This window comes from Lawsonella clevelandensis, from assembly GCF_001293125.1.
Taxonomy (GTDB): domain Bacteria; phylum Actinomycetota; class Actinomycetes; order Mycobacteriales; family Mycobacteriaceae; genus Lawsonella; species Lawsonella clevelandensis.
In genome coordinates, this window is sequence record NZ_CP009312.1 from 1,716,851 (window position 1) to 1,742,992 (window position 26,142).

General features: G+C 58.4%; 22 protein-coding genes. 18 read left to right on the top strand and 4 right to left on the bottom strand.

Annotated features, from left to right (window positions below):
• The first annotated feature begins 23 nt into the window (after positions 1 to 23).
• Positions 24 to 1,409, top strand: coding sequence for a class II 3-deoxy-7-phosphoheptulonate synthase (locus IY73_RS07360; RefSeq protein WP_053979154.1), 1,386 nt, complete (start codon positions 24 to 26; stop codon positions 1,407 to 1,409).
• A 33-nt stretch (positions 1,410 to 1,442) separates the two neighbouring features.
• Here the strand turns inward: IY73_RS07360 and IY73_RS07365 are convergent, their stop codons facing one another.
• Complete coding sequence (locus IY73_RS07365) at positions 1,443 to 2,894, bottom strand: serine/threonine-protein kinase (protein ID WP_053979155.1); 1,452 nt, start codon at positions 2,892 to 2,894, stop codon at positions 1,443 to 1,445.
• A 153-nt stretch (positions 2,895 to 3,047) separates the two neighbouring features.
• Between IY73_RS07365 and IY73_RS07370 the strand changes: the two genes are divergently transcribed.
• Positions 3,048 to 3,413, top strand: coding sequence for an Rv2175c family DNA-binding protein (locus IY73_RS07370; protein WP_053962507.1), 366 nt, complete (start codon positions 3,048 to 3,050; stop codon positions 3,411 to 3,413).
• Here the strand turns inward: IY73_RS07370 and mptB are convergent.
• Both mptB and IY73_RS07380 read right to left on the bottom strand, forming a co-directional pair.
• Positions 3,382 to 5,115, bottom strand: a complete 1,734-nt coding sequence (gene mptB / locus IY73_RS07375; RefSeq protein WP_257720270.1) for a polyprenol phosphomannose-dependent alpha 1,6 mannosyltransferase MptB — start codon at positions 5,113 to 5,115, stop codon at positions 3,382 to 3,384. The two genes, IY73_RS07370 and mptB, sit on opposite strands and share 32 nt — an antisense overlap.
• 31 nt (positions 5,116 to 5,146) lie before the next feature.
• Entirely contained in the window at positions 5,147 to 6,265 is a 1,119-nt protein-coding gene (locus IY73_RS07380) for a polyprenyl synthetase family protein (protein ID WP_158408657.1), read from the bottom strand.
• 28 nt (positions 6,266 to 6,293) lie between these two features.
• On the opposite strand from IY73_RS07380, the gene IY73_RS07385 reads away from it, so the two are divergent.
• Complete coding sequence (locus IY73_RS07385; protein ID WP_237023736.1) at positions 6,294 to 7,250, top strand: methylenetetrahydrofolate reductase; 957 nt, start codon at positions 6,294 to 6,296, stop codon at positions 7,248 to 7,250.
• A gap of 95 nt (positions 7,251 to 7,345) precedes the next feature.
• Here IY73_RS07385 and IY73_RS07390 read toward each other — a convergent pair whose 3' ends face one another.
• The gene (locus IY73_RS07390) at positions 7,346 to 7,957 is read right to left on the bottom strand and encodes a GNAT family N-acetyltransferase (protein WP_053962511.1); all 612 of its coding nucleotides are present in this window, start codon (positions 7,955 to 7,957) and stop codon (positions 7,346 to 7,348) included.
• Positions 7,958 to 8,189: 232 nt separating this feature from the next.
• Between IY73_RS07390 and IY73_RS07395 the strand changes: the two genes are divergently transcribed.
• From IY73_RS07395 to ftsZ, 15 genes are all read left to right on the top strand, one after another.
• Positions 8,190 to 8,558: an SAV_6107 family HEPN domain-containing protein gene (locus tag IY73_RS07395; RefSeq protein ID WP_053962512.1), complete on the top strand. Its 369-nt coding sequence runs from the start codon at positions 8,190 to 8,192 to the stop codon at positions 8,556 to 8,558.
• 105 nt (positions 8,559 to 8,663) lie between these two features.
• Complete coding sequence (locus tag IY73_RS07400; RefSeq protein WP_053962513.1) at positions 8,664 to 9,083, top strand: DUF3040 domain-containing protein; 420 nt, start codon at positions 8,664 to 8,666, stop codon at positions 9,081 to 9,083.
• 597 nt (positions 9,084 to 9,680) lie between these two features.
• Positions 9,681 to 10,112: a division/cell wall cluster transcriptional repressor MraZ gene (mraZ, locus tag IY73_RS07405; RefSeq protein ID WP_053962761.1), complete on the top strand. Its 432-nt coding sequence runs from the start codon at positions 9,681 to 9,683 to the stop codon at positions 10,110 to 10,112.
• Positions 10,113 to 10,286: 174 nt separating this feature from the next.
• Positions 10,287 to 11,273: a 16S rRNA (cytosine(1402)-N(4))-methyltransferase RsmH gene (gene rsmH / locus IY73_RS07410; protein ID WP_053962514.1), complete on the top strand. Its 987-nt coding sequence runs from the start codon at positions 10,287 to 10,289 to the stop codon at positions 11,271 to 11,273.
• A complete protein-coding gene (locus tag IY73_RS07415; RefSeq protein WP_053962515.1) occupies positions 11,270 to 11,968 on the top strand; it encodes a hypothetical protein in 699 nt (232 codons plus the stop codon). The genes rsmH and IY73_RS07415 overlap by 4 nt, the downstream gene beginning before the upstream one ends.
• 74 nt (positions 11,969 to 12,042) lie before the next feature.
• Entirely contained in the window at positions 12,043 to 13,989 is a 1,947-nt protein-coding gene (locus IY73_RS07420; RefSeq protein ID WP_082345529.1) for a peptidoglycan D,D-transpeptidase FtsI family protein, read from the top strand.
• Between the two features lie 57 nt (positions 13,990 to 14,046).
• On the top strand, positions 14,047 to 15,627 hold the full coding sequence (locus tag IY73_RS07425) for a UDP-N-acetylmuramoyl-L-alanyl-D-glutamate--2,6-diaminopimelate ligase (protein ID WP_063665792.1): 1,581 nt from the start codon (positions 14,047 to 14,049) through the stop codon (positions 15,625 to 15,627).
• Entirely contained in the window at positions 15,624 to 17,114 is a 1,491-nt protein-coding gene (locus IY73_RS07430; RefSeq protein WP_053962516.1) for a UDP-N-acetylmuramoyl-tripeptide--D-alanyl-D-alanine ligase, read from the top strand. Before IY73_RS07425 ends, IY73_RS07430 begins: the two co-directional genes overlap by 4 nt.
• A 12-nt stretch (positions 17,115 to 17,126) precedes the next feature.
• Positions 17,127 to 18,218 (top strand): phospho-N-acetylmuramoyl-pentapeptide-transferase, encoded by a 1,092-nt coding sequence (gene mraY / locus IY73_RS07435; protein ID WP_053962517.1) that lies wholly within the window; start codon positions 17,127 to 17,129, stop codon positions 18,216 to 18,218.
• Positions 18,219 to 19,643, top strand: coding sequence for a UDP-N-acetylmuramoyl-L-alanine--D-glutamate ligase (murD, locus tag IY73_RS07440; RefSeq protein ID WP_096334775.1), 1,425 nt, complete (start codon positions 18,219 to 18,221; stop codon positions 19,641 to 19,643).
• A 41-nt stretch (positions 19,644 to 19,684) separates the two neighbouring features.
• Positions 19,685 to 21,478 (top strand): FtsW/RodA/SpoVE family cell cycle protein, encoded by a 1,794-nt coding sequence (locus IY73_RS07445; RefSeq protein WP_053962518.1) that lies wholly within the window; start codon positions 19,685 to 19,687, stop codon positions 21,476 to 21,478.
• 39 nt (positions 21,479 to 21,517) lie between these two features.
• Positions 21,518 to 22,705, top strand: coding sequence for a UDP-N-acetylglucosamine--N-acetylmuramyl-(pentapeptide) pyrophosphoryl-undecaprenol N-acetylglucosamine transferase (locus IY73_RS07450; RefSeq protein WP_053962519.1), 1,188 nt, complete (start codon positions 21,518 to 21,520; stop codon positions 22,703 to 22,705).
• A gap of 14 nt (positions 22,706 to 22,719) precedes the next feature.
• Entirely contained in the window at positions 22,720 to 24,177 is a 1,458-nt protein-coding gene (murC, locus tag IY73_RS07455) for a UDP-N-acetylmuramate--L-alanine ligase (protein ID WP_053962520.1), read from the top strand.
• A 2-nt stretch (positions 24,178 to 24,179) separates the two neighbouring features.
• Complete coding sequence (locus IY73_RS07460; RefSeq protein ID WP_053979157.1) at positions 24,180 to 24,875, top strand: cell division protein FtsQ/DivIB; 696 nt, start codon at positions 24,180 to 24,182, stop codon at positions 24,873 to 24,875.
• A gap of 143 nt (positions 24,876 to 25,018) precedes the next feature.
• Positions 25,019 to 26,116 (top strand): cell division protein FtsZ, encoded by a 1,098-nt coding sequence (ftsZ, locus tag IY73_RS07465; protein ID WP_053962522.1) that lies wholly within the window; start codon positions 25,019 to 25,021, stop codon positions 26,114 to 26,116.
• Positions 26,117 to 26,142: the final 26 nt, after the last annotated feature.

Genomic DNA, 26,142 nt, shown 5'->3' on the forward strand with positions numbered 1-26,142 from the left:
GACTTCTCCACTATTCTGGAGAGGTGAACTGGACTGTTGATATCCCCCTCGAAGAACTGCCCGATCTGCCACCCCTTCCGGACAAGCTGAACGAGGCCTTTTATGCTGCCGTTGCCAAACCGGCAGCTCAGCAGCCTTCTTGGGACCCGAATCATGCCAAAGCGATGCGTCGCGTGTTGGAATCAGTGCCGCCCATCGTTGTGCCCGCTGAAGTCGACAAACTTCAAAATGACCTCACCCAGGTAGCGCTCGGCAAAGCCTTTGTCGTGCAAGGAGGCGACTGCGCCGAAACCTTCGAAACAAATACTGAGCCGCACATTACCGCCAATATCCGCACGCTACTGCAGATGGCCGTCGTCCTCACCTATGGTGCGTCCATGCCGGTAGTGAAGATCGCGCGTATTGCCGGGCAGTACGGTAAGCCCCGCTCCCAGGATGTCGACGAAAATGGTCTCAAGAACTACCGCGGCGACATCATTAACGGATACGCTCCCACCGAGGAAAGCCGTCGCCACGATGCTTCTCGGATGGTGCGCGCTTACGCCAACTCTGCAGCCGCCATGAACCTGGTGAGAGCTCTCGCTGGCTCTGGCACCGCAGACCTACGCCGTCTGCATGAGTGGAACCGCGAATTCGTTTCCAACTCTCCTGCCGGGGCGCGCTACGAGGAACTCGCCAGCGAAATTGATTTCGGTCTGCGATTCATGGACGCGTGTGGGGTCGAAGACAATGGCCTGGAGCGTGCCGACATCTACTGCTCGCATGAAGCCTTGGTGATGGACTACGAGCGTGCCCTTGTCCACCTCTCCGAAAAGAATGGACAACAGCGCCTCTACGATCTGTCAGGACACTATCTGTGGATCGGTGAGCGCACCCGCCAGATGGACGGTGCCCACATCGCTCTCGCCTCCCTGTTGGAAAATCCCATTGGTCTGAAGATCGGTGCCAGTGTCACCCCTGCTGAAGCAGTCGAGTATGTGGAACGTCTGGATCCCAACAACGTTCCTGGCCACCTTACGCTGGTCACACGGGTAGGTTCCGAAAAGATTCGCGACGTGCTGCCCCCCATCGTGGAGGCTGTCGAGGCGAGCGGCCACAAGGTCATCTGGCAGACCGACCCCATGCATGGCAATACCTACTCTGCCGCAAGCGGTCTCAAGACGCGTCACTTCGATGCTGTCATCGATGAGCTGCAAGGCTTCTTCGAAGTACACCATGCTTTGGGTACTCACCCGGGGGGTATCCACATCGAACTCACCGGTGAAGATGTCACCGAATGCATGGGTGGCGCCCAGGACATTTCTGACCTCGACCTGGGACGCCGCTATGAAACTGCCTGCGACCCACGGCTGAACACTCAGCAGTCGTTGGAGATGTCCTTCCTCGTTGCCGAGATGCTGCGTCGCTAACGTACAGTACGGCACCACAAGGATGTGTCGTGGCTACCGGAATAACGCTTCCGGCTGGTTCCCGGTCTCACTCTGCGAGTGAGACGCCGGAGCCGGCGGAAGCAGTTCATGCCCCAACGAGCGCATTGCCGCTCCCGCACCCCCCAGCACGAGGAGCAGTGCCACCACCCAGATGAGGACCGGCCACACCCGTGGGTGGGAGGCGAGCCGCCAGGCCCGTTCCTCTTCTGGGCTCAGGGGTTCCTCCGCTTCGTCCTCGGCATAGACGGGAATGGGGCTATGATCATCAGCCGACTCCCTATCTTCTCCCTCCGAAGGGAACAGCCCACTAGTATCTTCGAGCGGCACGGCAGAGGTGAGCACAGCAGTGTGCACCGGCGATGCCGCTACCCGGGAATCGACTGTAGGGAAAATCTCGGTTGCGTCACCGCTTCCAAGAATCTCGGTTGCATTGTCAGCCCCCAGTACATCTGTCTCCGCTTCACTGGATGGCGCACCAGCAGGATCCTCTCCCTTGTGGAGTGACGCCAGGGTGGAGAGCGCAGTTTGGGCGGCAGTTTGTTCTGCAGACTCTTGCGGAGTGGGAACCACATAGTGTGGTAGCTGCAAGGTTGTACTCAGTTGGTCGAGAGCTTTCTCCATAGCGTGAGCATCAACATAGCGGCGCCCCGGGTCCCGTGCAGTCGCAGTCGCAATAATGCGGTCAAACTCGGTGGGGATACCCGGACGCTGTGCGGAGGCGGAGGGGACACTATCCGTTAGGCGCCGTTCAGCAACCTCCCGTGTCGCCTCCATCCCAAACGGCGCGGTACCCACCAGGAGTTCATACAGCACCAAGCCAGCAGAGTAGACGTCGCAGCGAGGAGTAATCGGAGCACCCGTCACTTGCTCAGGAGCCAGATAGGCAGCAGTGCCGACCAGATACCCTTCTTTATCGTCACTGTTGACGGCGCGGACTAGCCCAAAGTCCACCACCTTCACGATGCCTTCGGGGCCAATGAGGATGTTCTCCGGCTTGACGTCCCGGTGGACAAAACCCGAGCGATGGGCGACCGCAAGCGCCTCCAGGGTAGGTTTGAGGACTGCCACGGCTGCATAGGGAGGCATTGGGCCGCGTTCGTTTAACAACTCTCGCACCGTGCCGCCCGCAACGAGTTCCATAACCAGGAACGCTTCGCCCTTCCACATACCTTGGTCAGACACCGTAACGATGCCTGGGCCGCGCAGGTTAGCGACGGTTTTCGCCTCCGCTACGAAGCCTTTTCGGAATTCCTCGCGGGAAGCTAGATCAGATCGCAAGACTTTGAGCGCAACTGGGCGGTCTAGCCGGGTGTCAATTGCCCGGTAGACGACAGACATCCCGCCACGGGCAATGTAACCATCGATAAGGTAACGGTCATCGACCTTGTCGCCGGGGCGGAAGGGAGACCGGGAATCCGACTCGCGGCCACTGAGGCGTGACCACAAACGTGGAATCTCAGCCATCCTGCTGCTCTTCTCTCTCCAAGGGGCATGCTCACATGTCAGCCGGGTTCCCCGGTTGTAGGGGCACGTCCACCACTGATCTTTGCTGTCTATGCTACCGAATTAGCGTGGAGGAGTTACCCCTCCTTCACGAAGACCAGTACTCTCAAAGGTATGAGTTCTCTTCCCACCGCCGAAGACGTTTTAGGCCCCGCTGACGGTATCCTGCCCCTCTCTGACGTTGCCCAGCTTCTCAACGTTCCCGTGACGCGCATTCACCAACTGCTCCGTCAACAGCAGCTGATTGCCGTCGAACGGGATGGAGTCCTCGGAGTGCCTGCACTCTTTTTCGACGAGCAGGGTACTGCTAAACACATCACCGGCCTTATCGCAGTCCTTGCCGATGGTGGTTACTCCACCACGGAGATCCTGCGCTTCCTCTATACCGCTGATGATTCACTGCCAGGTCGTCCCATTGATGCCCTGCATGGTCATCTCGCACGGGAGGTTATGCGCCGGGCGCAGGCAATGGCGTTGTAGACACAGTACTGTCCGATCCGTGTGCCGTCGTTTCAGCCAGCTTCTCGCTGGCGTACGGGGCTGGAGCAGCTAGTGCACTGATGCGTTCACCACGTCCTAAGAACCAATAGACGATGAGCCCCACGACGAGCGCGGCGATGGCCCAGAAGTAGTTGTAGAGGCCGATAATGCCGTAGGGGAGGACAATAACGCACCCCCACGCACAGAAGCCCGCGATAATGCGAATGGCGCGACGGCTCAGCGCAAGGGAGCCGACGAACCCCAGGATCCACGAATAGTACCAGGGGAATGCTAGCGAGTTAAAGAAGCACAACACCAAAAAACCAACGGTCAGACCGCGCAGTGCTTGCAGTAGTGTCTTCCGGTAATGAACCCACACGAGGATGATGAGCAGCCCCATGACAATGCTGAAGATACTGCGGGCTGCACCGAGCGTTACAGTAAAGCTAGGCCCACTGGCGTGACTGCCGACCATTGCCGTGAAGTGGGCTAACGCAGTGGGAAAGGCAAGCCAGTTGATGACTTTCCCGGAGCCCTGTAGCGCCGCGAGGAATCCCAGCCCAGTTCCGGTGACAAGAGACACTGCTGCAAAAATAGCGATGCTCAGCACCGCGCCGCCACCAGCGGTAGCAAGGAAGTAGCCGACGAGTTTACCGCGGCTTTCTCCAGTAGCAGGAGCATCGGAAGTGCTCCTGAGTGCAGTGGTCTGTTGCGTTTTTCCATCAGTGCGGAGATGTACAACCCAGATCCAAATGAGGAAGGGGAGGGCGACGAACGCTGTCGCTTTGATAGCAGCCCCCAGAGTGATGACGCCAATACCGAGAAGATGCTGACGGCGCAGTGCGAGGGCCAGCCCCACCACCATGAGAGCCACCATGAAGGCTTCATTGTGCATGCCGCCAACGAGGTGCAGCAGCATGAGGGGATTGACGCCGGCAAACCAGATGGCCCAGACGGGCGAGGTTCCCAGCGACCGCGCCATATCCTGCGCTCCCCACATGATGCCTACCAACGAGAGCATGCAGAGAAGTTTGATGAGAAAAACTCCGGCATGGATGTTGTTGTGCGTGATGATGACGATCAGTTCCATCAGCCCTAAGTGGAGAGGTCCATAGGGGGTGGTGGTATTGCGCCAGTCTGCCGACACTTCAAGGTAGAGCGGATCGATGTGCCCGGGTGAGTTAAGAATGTTCGGACCAACCCGGTAAGCAGAGGCGCCAGCATGTTGGATTGCACCTTGGGCCAGGTAGGAGAACACGTCGCGGGAAAGGATGGGCCCTGCAATGAGGAAGGGGGCCATCCACACCACTGTGATGAGACCGATAGCTGGTGTGCTGAGGGAAGCGCGGTGGTCGTTGTCGAGGAGAAAAGCCCCAAGGCGTACCCAGTTAATGATGAGCAGCAGGATGCCGAGCCAGAAGAAGACCTGACACAGTAACTGTCCATGTCCGTAACGTAGCCAGTCCAGGTGGAGTGGTACGAGCCAGGAGTTCACTGCATATTTTGCGCCGGCGCCCCAGGAGGCGAGTGAGATGAACAGTGCGCCTGCCATACCCCACCAGAGCAGGGGGAGGAGGCTGAGGTGGCGTAGTTCGGAGTAGGCGGTACGAACTGTGTTTGCCATAGGTAGTCTCCTTCGCCAGAGTCTCGTTCTTCCTGATATTGTCGCACGTCTACGCCTTAATTTGCGGATTGTTAGCACACTACTCCGAGAGGTAAGACGGCTCGTGATGTTAGTAGTCGCGTCGGGTGACGGTGTCGATCATGGTCTGTAGAGACTCAGTGACGGCAGGGGAAATCTCGTTGTGGTGGAGTAGGTTGAGGAGACTCTCGTTGGCGGTGGCCGCGAGGGAGCTGATTTCTGCTTCACTTCGGGTAACGGCACCACTTTCATGGAGGAGGGTGCGGGCGCGATGAAGTTCTTCTGCGGAGAGAGGGCGGCCGATGAGGTTCCACAGTTCGTCGTGTTCGGCAGGTGCAAGATGAGTGAGTGCATCGGCTAGCAGCTTGGTTCGCTTGCCTTCACGCAGATCCTCCCCGGAGGGTTTCCCGGTTTTTTCCGAATCTCCGAAGACACCCAAGAGATCGTCGCGGAGTTGAAATGCAATTCCTAGGTTGACACCATAGTCGCTGAGTCCGTGAAGGAGGTGGGGGGAGGCTCCAGCGCAGGCAGCACCAATGTGAAGGGGGCGTTCGATCGTATAGGCGGCTGTCTTAAAGCGGTTGACACGCCAGGCGTTATCCGCGTCGCAATAGGGGAGGGTTTCCCCTTGCATATCGAGGTATTGTCCGGTGAGCATTTCTGTCCGCATGGCGGTCCAGTAGGGAAGCGCCCGCTGGAGTGCGGGGGCAGTTAACCCGGCGCTGAGGAACATGTCGTCAGCCCAGCTCAGTGCGATGTCACCAAGGAGGATTGCGGCGGATTGTCCGATTGTGGCGCTATCACCAGTGGCCTGCTGTGTGGTGACGGCGTGTGCGTGCTGGGAGGAAAAGTGGGCGTGTGCGGCAGGGCGGCCGCGGCGGGTCTCTGAAGCGTCGATGATGTCATCGTGGATGAGCGCGCCGGCTTGGACAAACTCTAGTGAGGCAGCGACGTTGTGTAGTGCGTCGGTGAGTTCTGGATAGTGGTGTCCTCCGGCCGCCAACCATCCAAACCAGAGGAAGGTAGGGCGGATGCGTTTTCCTCCGTCGCAGACGAACCGTTCCAGGACTCCAAGCCATTCATCGGCGGCTGGCCCCATGGGTGCACATCCTGCACGGCGTTGCTGGCAGTAGGTGCGTAGCAGTTCCGTGATATGGTCCTGCCAGTTCGCTGGCAGTAGCGGGGAATTTGTCGCAGGCGATGAAGACACAGTTCCTCGATTCATTACAATGTTGAGCATGCTCACTACTAGCGCAAGCTCTGTCCTTGATCGTATCGAGGAATCGACTTCGGAGCGTATTCCATTTTCGGTTGAGTTCTTTCCGGCGCGTACGGATGAGGCACTGGAGAAGCTGTGGGCCTCGGTCCGAATGTTCGAGCAATGGGGTGCCTGCTTTGCGTCAATGACCTATGGTGCGGGCGGCTCTAATCGCGATCGCATGGTAGATATCACGGCCCGTATGCGACGTGAAACGTCTCTGCTGCCTCTCGCGCACCTGACCGCCGTCAACCATTCTCGAGTAGAACTGGAGCAGGTGCTGCAGGCTTTTGTCGACAATGACATTCACAATGTGTTGGCGTTGCGTGGTGACCCACCGGGAGATCCGTTAGGGGTGTGGCGGAAGCACCCCGAAGGGGTGGAGTTCGCCTCGGAGCTGGTGGAGATTATTCGCGAAAAAGGGGGTGTCGAGATTGGTGTGGCGGCATTCCCGAATGGTCATTTCCGCGCTCCTACGTTGGACGCGGACACTCAGTTCACGTTGCAAAAACTGCGTGCCGGGGCAAGCTTTGCTGTGACCCAGATTTTCTTTGAAGCAGATGCGTACTTGCGACTGCGTGATCGTCTAGTGGAAGCGGATAAGGAGATTGGCAGTCGACCGCTCATCCCGTCGATTATGCCTATCACGTCGCTGAAATCTGCTCATCGGATGGTTCAGTTGTCTGGTTCGCGGCTGCCACGGAGTGTTGAGCAACGCTTGGACAAGGCAGCGGGAAGCGGGCCGGAAGAGAATGTTCAGGCTGTTAGTGATCTGGGTATCCAGATGTCCCTGGAGATCTGTGAGCGTTTGATCGCGGAGGGTGTGCCTGCTCTCCATTTCGATACGTTGAACAAGGTCTTCCCCATTGCAGATGTGCTGCGGGGATTAGGGATTATTTCAGATGCTGAGCTGGAGATAGCGAAGAATACGCGCTGAAGCAGGGCGCTTGTGTAGCGGCGCGTCTGCGTAGCCGTGTGCTGGGGGTGTGTCCCAAGTCGGGGTTGGGGGAGGGGCGCCACTACCGAAAGGTACTATTCCGGCGCGGCGGAATGGACGAGTATTCCGAATGTGCGCTGATCTCCTGGGAAAGTGAAGTCCCGGAGTAGGTCTCGGAAACCCATTGCGCGGTAGAGTTGCCACGCCGCATTGCGTTCCTGGGGTACCTCGGGAGTGGAGAGGAGCATGTGGTGGCCGGCGCTGGCGCGGAGCATGTTACTGAGGAGCTCTCGTCCTAGTCCTCGCCCTTGGTATGCGGGGAGAACGTGTAGCTCAGAGAGTTCATAGTAATTGTCCATGAGTGCGGAGACACTGGCGGGGGAGTAGTCGACACGTTCCAGTCCCTGGCGAATTTTGTCACTCCACCAGGATCGGGGATCTCCGCGATAGCCAAAGGTGATGCCTACCAACGTGTCGTGAAGGGGGTCTGGTGGCTGTAGTGGGTTCTGTGGGAAGTGTGTGGCGAAGGCAGCATAGGCGGTCCATTCAGGATTGAGGATGGACTGTTCCCACGGGTCTCGTCGTAGTACTCGCCATTCTGGACCGTAGTTCATGGCCGTGAGGTAGACATCCATTGCGTCGCTGAGCCGTGCTTGCATGAGAGCGGGGGTGAGTCGCATGACTCTGGGGGTGGCGCGGAGTGTCATAGCTTCATTCCACCACGCATTGGACTGTTCTGGGGCGTGCTCTGCGAGCTTTTTTGTTACACCCCTCCGCTATTCTCGCAGTATCTTCCCCGCAGGATTGTGACGACGAGGACCAGCAGCGCTGACGCCACTACGACACAGATCATGTATGTGTCCCGCTTATTCCTCCATCAACAGGTCGCGAGGGGGAGCGCTGCAAGATGAGCCAATGAGGACGAAGGAGGCAACATTAATGACACCGAATCAGGCGAAAAGCAGTGCGGAGTATTTTTACTCGCGTGCTGCCGCGGAGGATCCGCGGGAGAGTATCCGCTGCAGCTATCTTGCGGCGGTGAAAGGTGCGGGGATCGTTCTTGCTGTCCATCCGCGGATTGCGAAGACCCGTCCGCTGACCCGGGATGTGTGGACGTTACTTGGTCGACTGTCAGCGGAGTGGGAGGAAGACATTGTCTACTTCCGTCAGTTAGCAACGCTGCGTCGGGATATCGAGATGGGGCTTTCAGTGGCAGTGTCTGCAGAGATGGCGAATGAGGTATTCCGTCGGGTGGGGCGCTTTCTTGATCGTATCGACGCCACAAACGAGGATATTCAGGCCGCCTAACGGACGGAGACAACTCTGCCACTTTCGTGGTGATAACCCGAATCGGCACGTACACTGGAGGTACTCACCATGAGGACATTCACTATGTAGAGGAGTTGAACGCCGATGGCACTCTCGGATCGTGAGCAGCAAATGCTCGATGAGATTGAGAGCGCACTCACCGAGGACGTTGCTTTTACTAAATCGGTACGCAAGGTGAATGAGGCCCCCCAAGATCGGTCGGTTATTCAGGGTTGGGCCATTATCGCAGTCGGTGTGGTGCTTCTGTTCGCAGGTTTCTTCGTGAAGATTGCGGGTTTCCCACTGCTCTCATTGGTGGGGTTTGGTCTGATGTTCTGGGGCGGTATTCTCCTTATCCGTCATTCCGACCAGAGCCGAGGCGTGGGGCGGAACAAAGCGTCGAAGCGTGCAATGTCCACTGCCGCCAAGTCGGCCTCGAGAGCTCCCGGACGCTCGAAGCGAGGGGGCTCTGGAAATGGGCTGGCCGATAGCTTCCAACAACGGTTCGACGATAGGAACCGCTAAGAGACACAATTTTATGGTGGCGGCATTACCGTCTACGCTCATGAAACCCCCGCACTTTGCGGGGGTTTTCTTGTTTCTGCACTGCCTAGTGCTGTGTTCAATTGCCTTTTATTGCCAGTCTGCGGCAGCGAGTGATCGCTGAGGGAGAGCGCGTTCAGATCTTTGGGTGATCCTCTCATACGCATGTTGGGAGGGCATTTTTGCCGTATTCCTGAATCCCCACTTTCCCCCACAAAATTTTCTTAAGAGTAAAGCTGACTAGCCTTTCCTTCTCAGAATTACTGTAAAATCGCAGTTCAAGCGTTTTTTATGAGGTAAAAGTGCTTCAAATTTCTCAAATGATCACAATTACTAGAGTTATTTATGTGAAAAATGTTAATAGTGTTACTTAAAAATGGGGACGCGCGAGGCGACCACAGGGTACTTGCCCCACCGTGTAAAAAGCCAGAATAAACGGTATTTTTCTGGAAAAAAATTCTGTACGACACGCAATTATTATTGTTGAGTGGGGGATAGTGGGGTAGAGTGGAGAGCGTTAGAAAGAAGTGGTAAATAATCGGGAAGATAACCCAGTCGGTAGTGGAAGGCGGTGGTCCGATGTTTCTCGGCACCTACACGCCCAAGCTGGACGATAAAGGGCGCCTCACTCTTCCAGCCAAGTTCCGTGACGAGCTGGCCGGCGGCGTGATGGTGACGAAAGGCCAGGACCACTGCTTGGCCGTTTATCCCCGGGAGGAATTCGCACAGTTGGCTCGCCGGGCAGCGCAAGCACCCCGGACGAAACCAGAAGCCCGAGCTTTCCTCCGCAGCCTGGCAGCGGGTACCGACGAGCAGTTTCCCGATGCGCAAGGACGTGTCACTCTTTCCGCCGACCATCGTCGGTACGCCGAACTCAACAAAGAATGCGTCGTTATCGGCGCTGTCGACTACCTGGAAATCTGGAACGCCGAGGCATGGGCCGAATACGCCGCCGCCAACGAACAGGCGTTCTCAGACGCACAGGACGACGCACTGCAGGACATCTTCTAACGAGGAGTCCCCCCGTGACACTTCCATAGCGGTTTACGCGGAGATGCCACCAGGCCTCTGACCGGCTGGCCCCTGACGTACTTCCCCAACGCCAGGTTCCGTCGGCCAGGGACCCGATGGCATCTCTTTATCTGCCTACTACCCCCTCTCCCACTTCGCAGAAAGGAGCAAGACATGTCCGATCGACATACCCCCGTAATGCTTGACCGCATTGTCGAGCTCCTCACCCCTTCCTGCAGCAAGCACTACAGTAAACGACCCATCATCGTTGATGGAACCCTGGGATTAGGTGGCCACAGTGAGGCCATCCTGCAACGTATCCCTAACGTGTGCGTCATCGGCCTCGACCGAGACACACAAGCCCTCGCACTCGCCACTGAACGCCTTGCCTCATTTGGAGAACGGTTCCTCGGTATCCACACGGAGTACCACCATATCGCCGACGTCATCGCTGCCTCGGATCACCCCCTTTGTCAGCAGGTCCAACAGCTAGGCATCAACGGTGCTCTCTATGACCTGGGAGTATCCTCCATGCAGCTTGATGATGATGGGCGTGGATTCTCCTACAGCCGCAATGTCCCCCTCGACATGCGCATGGATGCGACCACCGGCGTTACCGCAGCGGACATCCTCAACACCTACGACGCACGCGACCTTGCCTATGTGTTCCGCGTCTACGGCGATGAAAAGTTTGCCAGCAAAATTGCCCATGCCGTCGTCAAGGAACGCGCCATCACCCCATTCCAAGAGTCGCAACAACTCGTCGACCTGCTGTATCGGGTTATTCCAGCGGGCGCACGTCGAACTGGAGGACACCCAGCAAAACGGACATTCCAAGCCCTGCGCGTCGAGGTCAATCACGAACTCGACAGCCTGCAAGCAGCTCTTCCAGCCGTCCTCGATCTCCTTGCTGTGGGAGGACGGGCAGTCTTCATGTCCTACCAAAGCCATGAAGACAAACTCGTCAAAAGAGAATTCGCAGCCGCCTGTGCCTCCCGCACCCCGGTAGATCTCCCCATTGAGTTACCCGGTACCCGACCCCAGTACGCCCTAGTGAACCGTCGTGCAGAAAAAGCCGATGAAAACGAAATTGACCACAACCCCCGTTCCGCTTCCGTGCGGGTGCGGGTCATTGAACGCCTAGAGAGGGACGCAGCATGATCGAGACCTCCGCTCGGCCCCGTAGCCGTACGCAGCGCATCGATTCCCACCCACGGCACCGTACCGCATCTGCCCAGCGGGCAATTGATCGTCGCAACCGACGCCTTGCCCGTACTATGCAAGTCTCCACTGGTGCGGCCGTCCGCAATGGTGGAGCTAACAGCGTCGCATCTTCCGCAACCCGGGGACGCAGTCGCGCTTCGATTCAAGTCTCCATGAACCAGCACAGTACTGTGCGCCGCTTGCGCATCAGCAAGCTCTCTTTTGTGGCAGCCGTGCTTATCGTGCTGTTCATCGGAGTGGGCGTCTCCCTCGTCCTCTCCAGTTATGTGGCCAGCCAATCTGAATCAGTGGTTGCGTTGCAGCACACGAACAAAGAACTGAAGGAACGGGACGCACAACTGACCAAACAACTGCAGGAATCTATGTCCGCAGCGCAGCTAGCAGAGAAAGCTGCTGCTATGGGAATGGTGCCCAGTGGAGATGTTGCTACGCTACACAAGGTTCGGAATAACGTACAGGTGCTGGGCACCCCCAAAGCGGCAACGGGGCAAAGCATGCACAATATCAACCCACCGCTGCCGCAGCGAGTAGAACTCAAGGTAGAAGAAGCTAGCGAACCCCCCATCGAAAAGGTGAAGTTCGAGAAACGTCGCCCAACTGCCCCTACGGAGCGCGTCGCAGCCAGCCGTTAGCGCTCTCATTACACTGTGAATTTAGGCCACTCGTGAAAACGAGCGGCGTATGAGGACTACCCAAAGGAGCGGCAATGCAAGGAGGACGACCTGCCCCCCGGCGCTCGTCTGGCCCGCACTACACGCAGCCCGGGCCAGTGGGTCGTTCTCCGCATCACAACTACCGGACAGGCCCCGCCGCACAGAAAAGCTTGCGCGGTACCTTCCCCATTCTCAACCAGCGGCTTTCTAGCGTTTCTATGGGAAAAAGGCTGCGCGGCGGCGGCATTGTGCTGGTCGTGCTCCTCTTCTTCTTCTTCGCACAGCTCACCCGCGTGCAAGTTTTCGAGCGCCCACGTCTCCTGAAAGAGGTCCAGAACCAGCGCACCGTTACCCAGATTCTGCACTCACCCCGTGGCGAGATTCTGGATATCCATGGTACCCGTCTGGCCTACTCGCGAGACGCACGAAATCTCACCTTCCAGCCCTCAATCGTGCGGCAGCAGATGCAGTCCGCACGAGAAGCTGACCCAAGTGCCTCATCCTTCACCGAGTACATCACCGGAATTGCGAATATGTTGGCATCCGAGATCCCCGGTGTGGATGCAGAAGACATGATGACCCGTATGTCCTCAAACGAGTCATTCACCTATCTGGCGAAAAACGTCGATCCCGTCGTCGCCACCCGCGTCATTGACAAATACCCTCAGGTCGGGCAGGAATATCAACAAATTCGCGAATACCCCGGAGGGAGCCTGGGAGCCAATGTCATTGGTGCAGTGGGCGTCGACAATAACGGCATTCTCGGTCTCGAATCCTCCGAAAATACCCTGTTAGCTGGGAGGGATGGGGAGCGGACCTACGACCAAGCAACCGATGGCGCCTTCATTCCTGGGTCAGAGCGTAATGACATCGCCCCTGTTTCCGGCAGCACTATCACTCTTACCTTGGATGCAGACGTCCAGTATTTCGTACAAGCGGCAGTAGAGTCCGCCAAGATTAACTCCGGGGCACGCAACGCAGGAGTCGTTGTCCTCGACGCAAAAACTGGGCATGTGGTGGCGATGGCAAACGACACCACCTTTAACCCCGGCGCAAACCTGTTGCGACAAGCTGATTTCGATATGGGAAATCCGTCCATCACCAGCCCCTTCGAACCGGGCTCCGTCAACAAAATCGTTGCGGCCTCCGCCGCCATCCAATACAACGTGGCAAAACCCACCGAAGTGTTTCACGTTCCCGGACAAATTCAGATGGACTCCGTAACGGTACGTGACGCCTGGGTGCATGGTGTCGTTCCCTACACAATGACGGGTATCTTCGGTAAGTCCTCCAACGTGGGCACACTGATGATCTCCCAACGCGTCGGAAAAACCCGTTTCGCCGAAATGCTGCGCAAATTCGGGCTCGGCCACACCACCGGCATCGAGCTAGCAGGAGAGAGTGCCGGCGTCGTCCCCGCCTTACGACAATGGCAGGGAGGTAGCTTCGCCAACCTCCCTATTGGCCAGGGCCTCTCCATCACCCTGCTACAAATGGCATCTATTTATCAGGCCATCGCCAACGATGGCCTACGTATCCCACCCCGCATCATTGCCTCCATCACTAAACCCAACGGGCAAGTGGTTCACCAGGGCTCGCCTGCCGGCATCCGTGTCGTCTCCGCAGAAACCGCCCGCACTGTCCGCAATATGTTCCGAGCTGTCGTCCAGAGTGACACCGGCTACCAACAAGGCACTGGACCACAAGCCTCCGTAGAGGGCTATCAGATTTCCGGCAAAACTGGCACCGCCCAGCAAGTTGATCCACGCTGCAACTGCTACTCCAACAGTATGTACTGGATTACCTTCGCGGGAATCGCCCCTGCCGACAATCCCCGCTACGTCATCGCGATCATGCTCGACAACCCGGTCCGCGGAGTGCACGGCGAAGGCGGCCAGTCCGCCGCACCGCTCTTCCACGACATCGCCCAGTGGCTTCTCACCCGGGATAATGTGCCACTCTCGCCACCCGCCCCGCGCCTAATCCTGCAAGCGGGGTAAAACCGGTAGTCTTAAGAGCACAGAAACTGCGCAGCACGCCCGTCGGAAAGAACGATTATGCATACCCTCAAGGCCCTCGCCACGCTCTGTGACACCACTCTGGCACATGGGGATAGCGACACCCCTATCTCTGGAATCACCCTAACGTCCTCCACAGTAGAACCTGGCGACATGTTCGCGGCTCTCCCCGGCCTACACGTTCACGGTGCCCGTTTCGCTGCCGACGCCGCAGCCCGCGGTGCGTACGCCATTCTCACAGATCCGGAGGGTGCCGACATTATTACGGCAGCGGGTACCGATAGTCCGGCACTCCTAGTCGTTGACGATGTGCGGGCCGTCCTTGGTACCGTCAGCGCAGCGATCTATGACCATCCGTCAGATACCGTTCCAGTCATTGGCATCACTGGCACCTCGGGAAAAACCACCACTGCCTACTTCATCGAGTCCGCTTTTCGAACCGCCGGACATTCCGTCGGCATGATCGGTACCACGGGATCCCGTATCAATGGCACCCGCGTTCCAAGTTCCCTCACCACCCCAGAAGCCCCGGACCTCCAGCGTCTCTTTGCCACCATGCGAGATGCGGGAGTCCACCGTATAGCAATGGAAGTCTCCAGCCACTCGTTGCTGCTTGGCCGTGTTGCCGGAACCCGGTTCCGCATCGGCGCCTTCCTCAACCTGTCTCAAGACCACCTCGACTTCCACCCCACTATGGAAGCCTACTTCCAGGCGAAAGCCCGCCTTTTCACCCGCGATTCAGGTGCATGCTGCGACCGAGCCGTCATCTGTATTGACGACGAGTGGGGAGTCCGCATGCGAGACATCGCTGCGAAGTCCGGATGTGCCCCTCTCACAGTATCGACCACCGGCCCCGCCGACTATACCGCCGGACCCTCGACAGTTGCTGACGATGGCACGCAACACTGCACACTTACCGACCCACGTGGGCACGACCACACACTCACTCTGCCCATGCCGGGACGTTTCAACGTCGCCAATGCGCTCGTCGCACTGGCGGTGGCAGAACAAGCCGGGTTGACCATTGAGGACGCCCTCACCGGCATCGCGTCCGTGGTGGTTCCCGGCCGGCTCCAGCGCATCGACGAAGGACAAGACTTCCTTGCCGTCGTCGACTACGCCCACAAACCAGCTGCCGTCGCTGCCGTCATCGCCACCCTCCGTAGCGAGATTAAAGGACGCCTGGCCGTTGTCCTCGGGGCAGGAGGTGACCGCGACTCCAGCAAACGCGCCATCATGGGGCGAGAAGCTGCCCGAGGTTCTGACCTTCTCATCATCACCGACGACAATCCACGCTCAGAAGACCCTGCCACCATTCGCGCCGCCGTTGAAGCTGGTGCACTGGACGTGCCTTCCACCGAACGCGGAGAGATTCGCACCATCGGAGACCGTGCCGCTGCCATTCGTGCTGCTATCGCCTGGGCACAGCCTGGCGATGCTATCCTGGTCGCCGGTAAAGGCCACGAGACCGGACAGGAAGTGAACGGAGTTGTCCACCACTTCGACGACCGGGAAGAAGTCCAGGCTGCCCTACAGGAACGCCAGGCAGGCATACTCAATGCGGCCAACCCTAGCTGCACCAGTACAGACACCCCCCAGGTAGAAGAAGGAAACGCGTGATCCCCCTCTCCCTTGCACAGATAGCCACTATCGTTGGCGGCACCCTCAATGAGGCAGCCGACCCCCAGGCAGTCGTGGACGGTACTGTTGAATTCGATAGCCGGAAAGTAACCCCCGGTGGACTCTTCCTCTGCATCCCTGGGGCGCGCGTCGATGGTCACGACTATGCAGCTACCGCAATCGCAGCAGGAGCTGTAGCAGTGCTCGCCAGTCGACCCGTGGATGTACCAGCCATTATGGTGCAGCCACTCGGAAAGATCGACACCAACGCTACCGCCTTGGAAAATGACGAGGACGGCTCCGCTGCCGCTGTCCTGCAGGCGTTAGGGAAGCTCGCACGCCATGTCGTGAAGACCCTTGTCGCGGAAGAAACACTGACAGTAGTGGGTATTACCGGTTCCTCCGGAAAAACAACCACGAAAGACCTCATCAGCCAGGTGCTTACCACGGGAGGACCTGTCGTTGCCCCTCCCGGCTCCTTCAACAACGAGTTGGGATTTCCCTGGACCGCACTGCGGGCCGACCGAGACACCCGCTTTCTCGTTCTCGAAATGTCAGCTCGAGGGATTGGGCATATCCGTGAATTGGCCGACATCGTGGCCCCTAGCATCGGTGTGGTCCTCAACGTCGGACACGCCCATCTTGGCGAATTCGGATCGCAGGAGGCCATCGCCCAAGCGAAAGGTGAGCTCGTCGAAGCGCTCCCTGCTGCTGCCTATGGTGGTTTCGCCGTCCTCAACGCTGACGACGAACGTGTGTCCCAGATGGCCCAACGCACTTCAGCACGTGTTATCACTTACGGTACGCACCCCAGCGCGGACTTCACTGCCGAAAATATCCACCTCGATGAGCTCTCCCGAGCCAGCTACACCCTCGTCACCATGGGGCAGGAATATCCGGTCGAGCTAACAGTTTCTGGTCAACACAACGTACTGAATTCCCTCGCTGCACTAATTGTGGCGCACGCCTGCACTATTCCCATGAAACGAGCGATCAAGGCCTTGCGTTCTGCCACCATTACCTCGGGCCGCCGTATGGAAGTACGCGAGCTCGCTGATGGCACCATTGTTATCAACGACTCTTACAACGCGAACCCCGACTCCATGCGAGCCGCCTTTACCGCACTTAGTGTGATGGCACACCCCGCTCCGGATACCCATCGGAGCAGCTGGGCGGTGCTGGGAATGATGGGAGAACTAGGGGAGGAGTCTGTCGCACAACATACTGCCCTCGCTGAGACGCTCGGTGCCTGCGGCATCGACCATGTGGTGTTGGTGGGGCGCTGCCCAGAGATGGATTCCCTATGTGACGCAGCCCAGGATATAGGAGTTTCCGTAGTGAGCGTAGATAATAAAGAGGACGCGGTCTCCTACCTTGCCGAGCATCGCCACCCAGGTGACGTGATCTTGGTGAAGGCATCGCAGGCCGTTGGACTCTGGACCATTGCGGACGCGGTAAGCGCTGCCGCCAATGGAGCAGCTGAGTAAAGGATCGAACTAGTGGCTCAAATTATTGTTGCGCTGTGCGTGTCAATCTTGGTCTCCATTTTGCTGACCCCAGTGCTCATCAAAAAGTTTCGGCAAGGCGGCATTCGCCAAGAGATTCGGGAAGATGGGCCACAAAGTCACCTCGTGAAGGCCGGCACCCCAACAATGGGCGGCTTGGCTATTCTGATCGGCATCTGGGCTGGTTATTTCTCCGGTGTCATTGTTGGCGCGGTGACGGGTCGCGGTGGTCCAGCAGCATCTGGTTTGCTCGTGCTAATGCTTACGACTTGTCTCGGTCTGGTTGGTTTTGCCGACGACGGCATCAAAGTGTTCAAAAATCGCAATCTTGGGTTGAGCCCCAAAGCCAAATTCTTTGGCCAGTTCGTCTCTGCTATTCTCTTCGCCACCCTGGCCATTTTCTTCCCCAATGAACACGGGCTTACCCCCGCCTCTAAGTTCTTCTCCATCACCCGGGATATTCCAGTCCTCAGCATGGCTGCCGGCGGTGGCATCATCTTTATTTTTTTTGCCTACTTTGTCATTACCGCCTGGTCGAATGCCGTCAACATCACGGATGGCCTAGATGGGCTAGCAGCAGGTTCAATGGCATTGGTGATGGGTGCCTACACTATCATCACCTTCTGGCAGTTCCGCAATGCGTGCTCCACCACCGGCAACGCCATTGGCTGCTACCAAGTGCGAGATCCGCTGGATGTCTCCATGCTGTGTGCCGCCGCCCTTGGCGCCTGCATTGGATTCTTGTGGTGGAACTGCAACCCCGCCAAGATCTTCATGGGAGATACGGGCTCTCTTGCTCTGGGCGGCCTGGTGGCAGGTGTGTCGATTGTCACCCGCACAGAACTGCTTATGGTCGTCATCGGTGCCCTCTTTGTTATCGAAATTTTCTCCGTGGTGCTCCAAGTGGGCTTCTACAAAGCTACTGGCAGACGCATTCTGCGGATGGCACCCTTCCACCACCACTTCGAACTGGGCGGTTGGAAAGAAACAACTGTCATTGTCCGGTTCTGGCTCATTGCTGGTCTCTCCGCAGGTCTGGGTCTTGCTGTGTTCTACGCCGATTGGCTCTCTAAGGTGGCGGTGTAAATGCCAGCGATGCCCCTCGATCTCACCCACCGGCGTGTGCTTGTCCTCGGCGCAGGTGTCTCTGGCCGCGCCGCCGTGCGACTACTTCAGCATATTGACGCCACTGCCGTACTGGTCGACGACAATGAGGCTGCACGTGCAGCCGCTGCAGAACTAGCGGTGGACATCTTCACCATGGCGGAAGCCGAAGCGTCACTGGCAGAGGTAGCATTGGTCGTTACCAGTCCAGGTATCCCTCCTCACCACCCGTTTTTCGCCGTCGCGCAGGCAGCCGGCGTTCCCGTCTGGGGTGATGTTGAATTGTGCTGGCACGTCGATAAAGCCAACCTTTGTGGCCCTTCCCGGGTATGGCTCGCCGTCACTGGCACCAATGGGAAAACCACCACAGTGGGAATGACTACAGCTATCTGCCAGCAGGCTGGAATGTCTGCGGTGGCCTGCGGCAATATCGGATACCCTATTGAGGACGCGCTACTCGATCCCAGCCATCCCAATGTGTTGGTGTGTGAGCTCTCGAGCTTCCAACTCCATTGGGCTCCCAGCGTGACACCACTTGCTGGAGCACTCCTCAACATTGACGAAGACCATTTGGACTGGCACGGCTCAGTTGACGCTTACGCCGCCGCGAAAGCACAGGTGCTTACCGGCCTCTACGGGATCGTGGGAGTCGATGACGCACGTGCGGCCGCAGCCGGAGAGGAATGCCCGGCACAGTTTGTGGTGGGCTTCCGAACCGGAGAACCGCTGCGCGGCCAGGTAGGTGTACACGAAAACGGTCTTTTCGATAATGCCTTTGGCCCAAATGAGGAAGCCCGCTTCCTTATCGAGTGCGCCGATATTCACCCGTCTGGTCCCGCCGGGATTCTTGATGCTGGCGCTGCTGCTGCCCTCGCCTTGGCAGCAGGAGCGATGCCGCAGGATGTGAACACTGCCTTGCAGAGCTTCGAGGTGGCTCCCCACCGTAATGCGGTGGTGGGGACGGTTGATGGCGTAACCTACGTCGACGATTCCAAAGCAACAAATCCACACGCAGCACGCAGCTCTATGCTGGGGTACCCCTCCATTGTGTGGGTCGCCGGCGGCCAATTGAAAGGTGCAGATATCGCGCCCCTCATCAGCGAAGTGGGGGAGCGGCTGCGGGGTGCCGTTATTCTGGGGAAAGACGGCGACCTTATAGTCGAGGCGCTCCACCGTCAGCTACCGCAGTTACCTGTAGTGCGGGTTACCACGGGAGATGACGGCACAGATACGCCGCCTCCCCCCGCAGAGACGGAGCAAGCGATGGCGGAGGCCGTCGCCGCCGCGCGTACCATGGCACAGCCCGGCGATATCGTGCTGCTGGCCCCCGCAGCTGCCAGTTACGACATGTTTACTGGCTATGGACAACGTGGCGAGCTGTTCGCCGCGGAGGTTCTCAAACACTAAGGCAGCACTTGCCACTTAGCGACCGGAGAAGGGAGGACATCATGGCGACTGAGTCCACTCAGCGTTCCGGCACGGCCGTGTCTGCGCGCAGTACAGACTCCGAAGGAACATCACCGCGGGCGGCAGATGGGTCAATCAAGACAAGCCTCCAGCGGTTGGCTGCCGGATTCCGAAACTACTACACCGGGCCATTGGCAGATGCCCACCTGATGGTGACGTTGTGCATTATCCTCTCCATCCTAGGCGTCGTGATGGTGCTCGACGCCTCCGGCCCCGCCTCACTACGCGACTACGGTAACTACTACTCCGTCTTCATCCGTCAATGCATCTTCATGGTCATAGGTTGGGTGGGCTTTTATGTAGCACTAAGAGTGTCGTTCTCTCTGCTACGAAAGATCGCGTTCCCCCTTTATCTCCTCTCCATAGTGCTGCTCATCCTGGTAGCGATTCCTGGTATCGGCCAGGAGCGCAATGGTGCACGCTCCTGGTTCGATTTCGGACCAGTCGCTTTCCAACCTTCTGAACTCGCCAAAGCCATCATCATTATGGTTGTTGCCCTCTATTTAGGGCAGCTCACCCCCATGTCGAAAATTGGTGACACGCTACGTCCGATTGGGCTCTTCATCCCCGTCATTGTGCTGGTCATTCTACAAAAAGACTTGGGTATGGCCGTCACCTTTGGCGTGGTGCTGTTGGCCTTTCTCTTCTTCGGTCGTCTCCCCGGTTCAATTATCTGGATCACGGCAGGCGGTGCCGCCGTCCTCTTCCTCATTCTGACGCTCACCACCGGTTTCCGAACCGACCGTCTGATTACCTACTGGCACCAACTCATCGGCGGGAGCTACGACGCCCAAGGCGTGGGCTACCAGGCGCGTCAAGCACAGCTGGCGCTCGCCGACGGTGGCTTCACCGGCGTGGGGCTAGGACAATCGCGAGCCAAATACTTCTATCTCCCCGAGGCTCCGAATGACTTTATCTTCGCCATTATTGGTGAGGAACTTGGGCTCATTGGCGCCTTTGTGGTGGCTGTTCTCTACAGCGCTCTCGGTTTTGTCGGTCTACGCATTGCTCGGCGGGTGTTGGACCCATCGTTGCGACTTATTGCCTGTGTGGGCACCACCTCGGTGGTTGTGCAGGCCTTTATCAACATGGGATATGTGGTCGGGCTTTTCCCTGTGACGGGTCTCCAGCTTCCGCTCATCTCGGCTGGTGGTTCCGCCACAGTAACAACTCTCTTCTTACTAGGTCTCATCACCAGCACCGCCCGGCATGAACGCGCTGCCATAGCCGCGATTAGTACGGGTAGTGGCAAGTTTGGGCGGGCATTGCGGCTGCCGGTACCCCCCGTTCACTCTGTGGATGACACGCCCGACTTCGGCCGCTTTAGCAACCTCGCCGCCTGGATGGTGGGAAAACGCTCTACTGTTGACACAGCGTCACGAAGTACTGACCCTCGGCGGTCGCGCCCACGCCCCGGCCCTCCCCGCGCGCCAACCCCGTCTGCGACTCCGGATTCTCCCCGTGGTTCTTCGGCCAGCCGGCAACCATCCCGTAACCAAGTAGCGCCGCATGGCAGTCCGCGGCCACGGGGAAATGAGAGCCCATCCGCTGATCCACGCTCGGGAGCAGCCCGTCCTCGCATGAGCGGGGGAGACCCAGCGCGCTCCTCCCGCCGCTGCACTTCTGACGCCCCCCTGCCCCCGTGGGAAAGCCGGCCAGATGGGCCACGTACGCTACCGCCGCTGGAGCGTCCGCACGGTAGGCGCTGGAATCCGCCCTCGCGAGGAAGTGACGGTGGCTCCCGATACGGTGGGCCACCCCCGGCTCAGCGCTAAGCTCACCGCACTGGACAACATGAGACGATAGGACACAGGATGACGACGAAGCCCCTCTCCGTAGTAGTAGCTGGCGGTGGAACTGCCGGCCACATCGAACCTGCTATGGCGGTCGCTGACGCCCTCACTGCACTCGACCCCAGCATTCGCATTACCGCTCTGGGAACAGAACGCGGTTTGGAAAAGGACCTCGTCCCCGCACGCGGCTACGATCTGCGGATGATTGAGGCAGTTCCTCTGCCACGTCGTGTCACAGCAGAACTCTTCCGCGTGCCGGGTCGGCTTACCCGGTCTGTGAAGCAGGCCCGCGCCATCATGGATGAGGTGGAAGCGGATGTGCTCATCGGCTTTGGCGGCTACGTCTCGATGTCCGCTTACCTGGCCGCCCGCAAGGGACGTCGCCACATCCCTTACGTGGTTCATGAGGCGAATGCACGAGCGGGTATCGCCAATAAAATTGGGGCCCGCCACGCAAATCGGATACTAGGGGCAGTTTCGGGCTGTGGATTCCCTATTGAGGTAGTGGGAATTCCTGTTCGCCCCGCCATTACTCAGCTTGATCGGGTGGCACTCCGCCAGGAAGCCCGCGAGTTTTTCGGACTTGACCAGGATGCCCCCGTCCTCCTCGAATTTGGTGGTTCACAGGGGGCCCAGTCACTCAACCGTGTCATGCACGAGGCCCTGCCGGGCCTTGCCGAGAAGAATATTGGCGTTCTCCAAGCCGTGGGGCCGAAAAACTACAGTTGCGCTGATCCGGCGCTGGGAGGTGCCCCGGATGGCGCAGAGGATCTTTTGCTTCCAGCTGGCATTATCGCCCGTAACGTTGCTCCAACTGGAGCCCCCGCACAAGTGCAAGTACCCTACATCTCTGCCATGAACCTTGCTTATGCGGCTGCCAATCTCGTCATCTGTCGTTCTGGGGCGATGACCGTTGCGGAAATCTCGGCGGTGGGACTTCCCGCTCTCTATGTGCCGTTGCCTATTGGTAACGGTGAGCAAGCCCTCAACGCGCAACCGGTCGTGGAAGCCGGTGGCGGCATCCTCATTGGAGACCACGATCTAACACCCCAACAGGTTATTGAATGGGCGGACGAACTCCTCACCACCCCCGACAAGTATCAGGCGGCGGTAGCGGGTGCTTTTAGTGCCGGTTCCCGCAATGCGGCTGATGCGGTTGCGCGGGCAGCCTGCGAGCTCGTCGACTACCCCCTTCCTACCGGACACTAGCAGGAGAGACCATAATGTTGACGGCTACCCTTCCTCCGGAACTTCAACACGTCCACATGATCGGCATTGGTGGCGCAGGCATGTCGGGCGTGGCCCGTATCCTGCTGGCCCGTGGCGGAGAAGTCAGCGGATCCGATGTACGCGACTCACGTGCATTGGTCTCGTTGAGTGCGCGGGGCGCTAAAGTCGCCGTTGGGCATGACGTCGTCAACCTCAACCTTCTTTCGGAACGTCCCTCGTGTGTCATTGTTTCCTATGCAGCGATTCCCGACACCAATCCGGAGCTGCGGGAAGCACGACGTCTGGGAATCCCCATTCGCACCCGCTCGCAGGTGCTTGCCCAACTCATGAAGGGCTATCGCACCCTGTTGGTGGCAGGAACCCACGGGAAGACTTCCACCACCTCCATGGCCATCGTTTCCTTCCAAGGATTCGGATGCGATCCATCCTTCGCGGTGGGCGGCGCCTTACACGAAACCGGTACTAACGCGCACCATGGCTCCGGTGACCTTTTCATTGCAGAAGCCGATGAATCGGATGCCTCCCTACTGCAGTACCGGGCGAGTATCGCCATTGTCACCAATGTTGAACCTGATCATCTGAACTTTTTTGGCACAGCTGAGGCATACTGCCAGGTTTTCGCCGATTTCCTTGACTGCATTGAGCCCGGAGGGGCACTAATTGTCTGCGTGGATGATCCGGGGTCTCGTACTCTGGCACTGTACGCAGCCCAGCGCGGCATTCGGGTGTTGGGCTATGGGACTGCGACGGAAGCAGCTCAAGCGCAACGCGACGGCATCCCCATGTGTGGTGTGCTAGAAGCCTGGGAGCCCACTCTCGATGGCTTGGCTGCCCGGATTCATCTGGCCGGGGATGACAGCTCACGTGAGCTGGTGTTACCCGTTCCTGGTGAACACATGGCTCTCAACGCACTGTCCACGCTCGTTGCTGTCCGCGAGTATGGGGGAGACGTGCGGGCTGCACTCGAAGCACTGACGCACTTCGGTGGAGTGAACCGTCGCTTCCAGTACCACGGACAAGTTGGCGGTATCCGCGTGTATGACGATTACGCCCACCATCCGACTGAGGCACGTGCAGTACTTACTGCCGCCCGCGAAGTTGCCGATGCGGACGCACAGGGTCTGGGGCATCCTGGGCGTGTCATTGTCTGCTTCCAGCCGCATCTGTATTCACGTACTGAGCAGTTCGCCACCGAATTTGCGCAGGCCCTCAATCTGGCCGACTACGCGATTGTGCTTGATATTTACGGTGCCCGAGAAAACCCAATGCCGGGCGTCACCAGTGAGTTGATTACTCGCCAGCTCACTATCCCGCACAAGTATCAGCCGGACTTCTCCAAGGTTCCCTACGACGTCGCCGCGATCGCAGAACCTGGAGACATCGTCCTCACTATGGGAGCGGGCAACGTTACCATGGAAGCTGACGCTATTATCGCTCTCCTGAAAGGCTAACTGTGTCCGAGGAACGTCGTGCAGCTCTCTCGCACGCACTCCGCACAGTCCTCCAGACTGTATTGGGGCTCGTCCTCGCTGTCACTATGGCCGTCGCAATTGTGCTCTTTACAACGCCTCTTTTCCTGGTGACGGAAACGTCGGTGACAGGCTTACGCGTGTTGTCTCAGCAACAGGTTCTCCGGCAGGCACAGGTACCCATGGAAACACGCATGGCAGAGCTGAGCACCCATGACGTAGCGCTACGTGTGGCAGCGTTGCCGCGGGTAAAACGCGTACGGGTGGAAAAAAGCTACCCCCACCTGGTGACAATTGCGATTACGGAACGCGTGCCGGTGGCGTGCTTTGCAGCAGGAGGCAAACTCTACGAGATGGACGCGGCGGGTGTCGCCATGGCGGTAAGACGCCCTACCCTCCGTATCCCGGAAATCGTGGTGCCCGATCCACTGCACAATACCCTGCAGCGGGAAGCTGCTCTGAAAACCGCACAAGAATTACCGCAGGACATTGTGCGTCGCGTCCGTACGATTGATGTCACCTCTGCGGCCATGGTGGTGTTACGGCTGCGTGATGGGCGGACAGTTGAGCTGGGTTCACCCACTCGTCTAGAGGAGAAAGTGCAGTCCATGCGGATTGTTCTGACCCAGTCGGGGACCACCTGGAATGTCTCCAACCCAGAGCTTCCCACTCGCCGTTAAGCGGGAAGATTGTTGGCAGCTAATTAATTACGTTTCTCCCGGTGTGTCTTCTTTGGACCACTTCCGAGGATCCTTATCCTTTACCCGCACTGGAGGACTCCTCTAACCTTCAACCTCAGCTTTAGACGGGAGAAGCTATTCCAATGACTACGCCACAACACAATCTGGCCGTCATCAAAGTGGTCGGCATCGGTGGCGGCGGAACCAACGCCATCAAGCGCATGATCGGCGAAGGCATGACCGGCGTCGATTTCATCGCTCTGAACACCGATGAGCAAGACCTCCTTGATTGCGATGCCCCCACCAAACTCGACATTGGGCAATCCACCACACGTGGCCTCGGTGCTGGCGCCGACCCCGCGGTGGGAGAGCGCGCTGCCCGCGATAATTCGCAGGATATTGAAGATGTCCTGACGGGTGCCGACATGGTCTTCGTGACCGCTGGCGAAGGCGGAGGCACCGGTACCGGCGGTGCCCCCATCGTCGCTAGCATTGCCCGCGACCTCGGCGCGCTGACCGTTGCTGTGGTGACTAAACCCTTCTCGTTCGAAGGGAAGCGGCGTGCGGAAAATGCCGCTAATGGTATCGAGAAGCTGCGGGATGCCTGCGACACTCTCATCACCATCCCTAATGATCGACTGCTTCAGCAAGAAGACAAGACCATCTCTATCAATGACGCCTTCTCCAAGGCGGATGAGGTGCTCTTTAATGGTGTGCAGGGCATTACCGACCTGATTTCCACGCCGGGTCTCATCAATGTCGACTTTGCTGACGTGAAATCGGTTCTGGCAGACTCCGGGGCAGCACTCATGGGCATCGGCCGCGCATCCGGCAATGATCGCGCCAGTAAGGCCACTGATGCCGCTATCAACTCGCCGCTGTTGGAATACAGCATGGAAGGCGCCAAAGGTGTCCTGCTCTCCATTGCCGGCGGTTCTGACCTGGGTCTCTTCGAAGCAAATGAAGCTGCCAGCATTGTCCGCGAAAAAGCTCACCCGGATGCCAACATCATCTTCGGTACTGTCATCGACGACTCACTGGGGGACGAAGTACGCGTCACCGTTGTTGCAGCTGGATTCGAAGGTGGGGAACCTCCTGCCCGTGTCTTCGATAATGAAGCCGCAAAGGACGAGGAAAACTTTGAGGAGGTTGCTGACAAGAGCTCCGGAATGAGCATCCGCCAGCGCGCCACCCGTGTCTCTGACGAAGACGACATCGATATCCCGCCCTTCATGCGGTAACGGACAGCTCTGCTGTTGAGGTGAAC

Bases quoted from the DNA above. Each gene is read 5' to 3' on its own strand.
- IY73_RS07400 (WP_053962513.1), top strand. From the start codon at position 8,664: ATGGCACTCTCGGATCGTGAGCAGCAAATGCTCGATGAGATTGAGAGC.
- IY73_RS07365 (WP_053979155.1), bottom strand. From the start codon at position 2,894: ATGGCTGAGATTCCACGTTTGTGGTCACGCCTCAGTGGCCGCGAGTCG.
- ftsZ (WP_053962522.1), top strand. From the start codon at position 25,019: ATGACTACGCCACAACACAATCTGGCCGTCATCAAAGTGGTCGGCATC.
- IY73_RS07415 (WP_053962515.1), top strand. From the start codon at position 11,270: ATGATCGAGACCTCCGCTCGGCCCCGTAGCCGTACGCAGCGCATCGAT.
- rsmH (WP_053962514.1), top strand. From the start codon at position 10,287: ATGTCCGATCGACATACCCCCGTAATGCTTGACCGCATTGTCGAGCTC.
- IY73_RS07450 (WP_053962519.1), top strand. From the start codon at position 21,518: ATGACGACGAAGCCCCTCTCCGTAGTAGTAGCTGGCGGTGGAACTGCC.
- IY73_RS07395 (WP_053962512.1), top strand. From the start codon at position 8,190: ATGACACCGAATCAGGCGAAAAGCAGTGCGGAGTATTTTTACTCGCGT.
- IY73_RS07425 (WP_063665792.1), top strand. From the start codon at position 14,047: ATGCATACCCTCAAGGCCCTCGCCACGCTCTGTGACACCACTCTGGCA.
- IY73_RS07385 (WP_237023736.1), top strand. From the start codon at position 6,294: ATGCTCACTACTAGCGCAAGCTCTGTCCTTGATCGTATCGAGGAATCG.
- IY73_RS07445 (WP_053962518.1), top strand. From the start codon at position 19,685: ATGGCGACTGAGTCCACTCAGCGTTCCGGCACGGCCGTGTCTGCGCGC.
- IY73_RS07420 (WP_082345529.1), top strand. From the start codon at position 12,043: ATGCAAGGAGGACGACCTGCCCCCCGGCGCTCGTCTGGCCCGCACTAC.
- IY73_RS07370 (WP_053962507.1), top strand. From the start codon at position 3,048: ATGAGTTCTCTTCCCACCGCCGAAGACGTTTTAGGCCCCGCTGACGGT.
- IY73_RS07390 (WP_053962511.1), bottom strand. From the start codon at position 7,957: ATGACACTCCGCGCCACCCCCAGAGTCATGCGACTCACCCCCGCTCTC.
- murC (WP_053962520.1), top strand. From the start codon at position 22,720: ATGTTGACGGCTACCCTTCCTCCGGAACTTCAACACGTCCACATGATC.
- mraZ (WP_053962761.1), top strand. From the start codon at position 9,681: ATGTTTCTCGGCACCTACACGCCCAAGCTGGACGATAAAGGGCGCCTC.
- murD (WP_096334775.1), top strand. From the start codon at position 18,219: ATGCCAGCGATGCCCCTCGATCTCACCCACCGGCGTGTGCTTGTCCTC.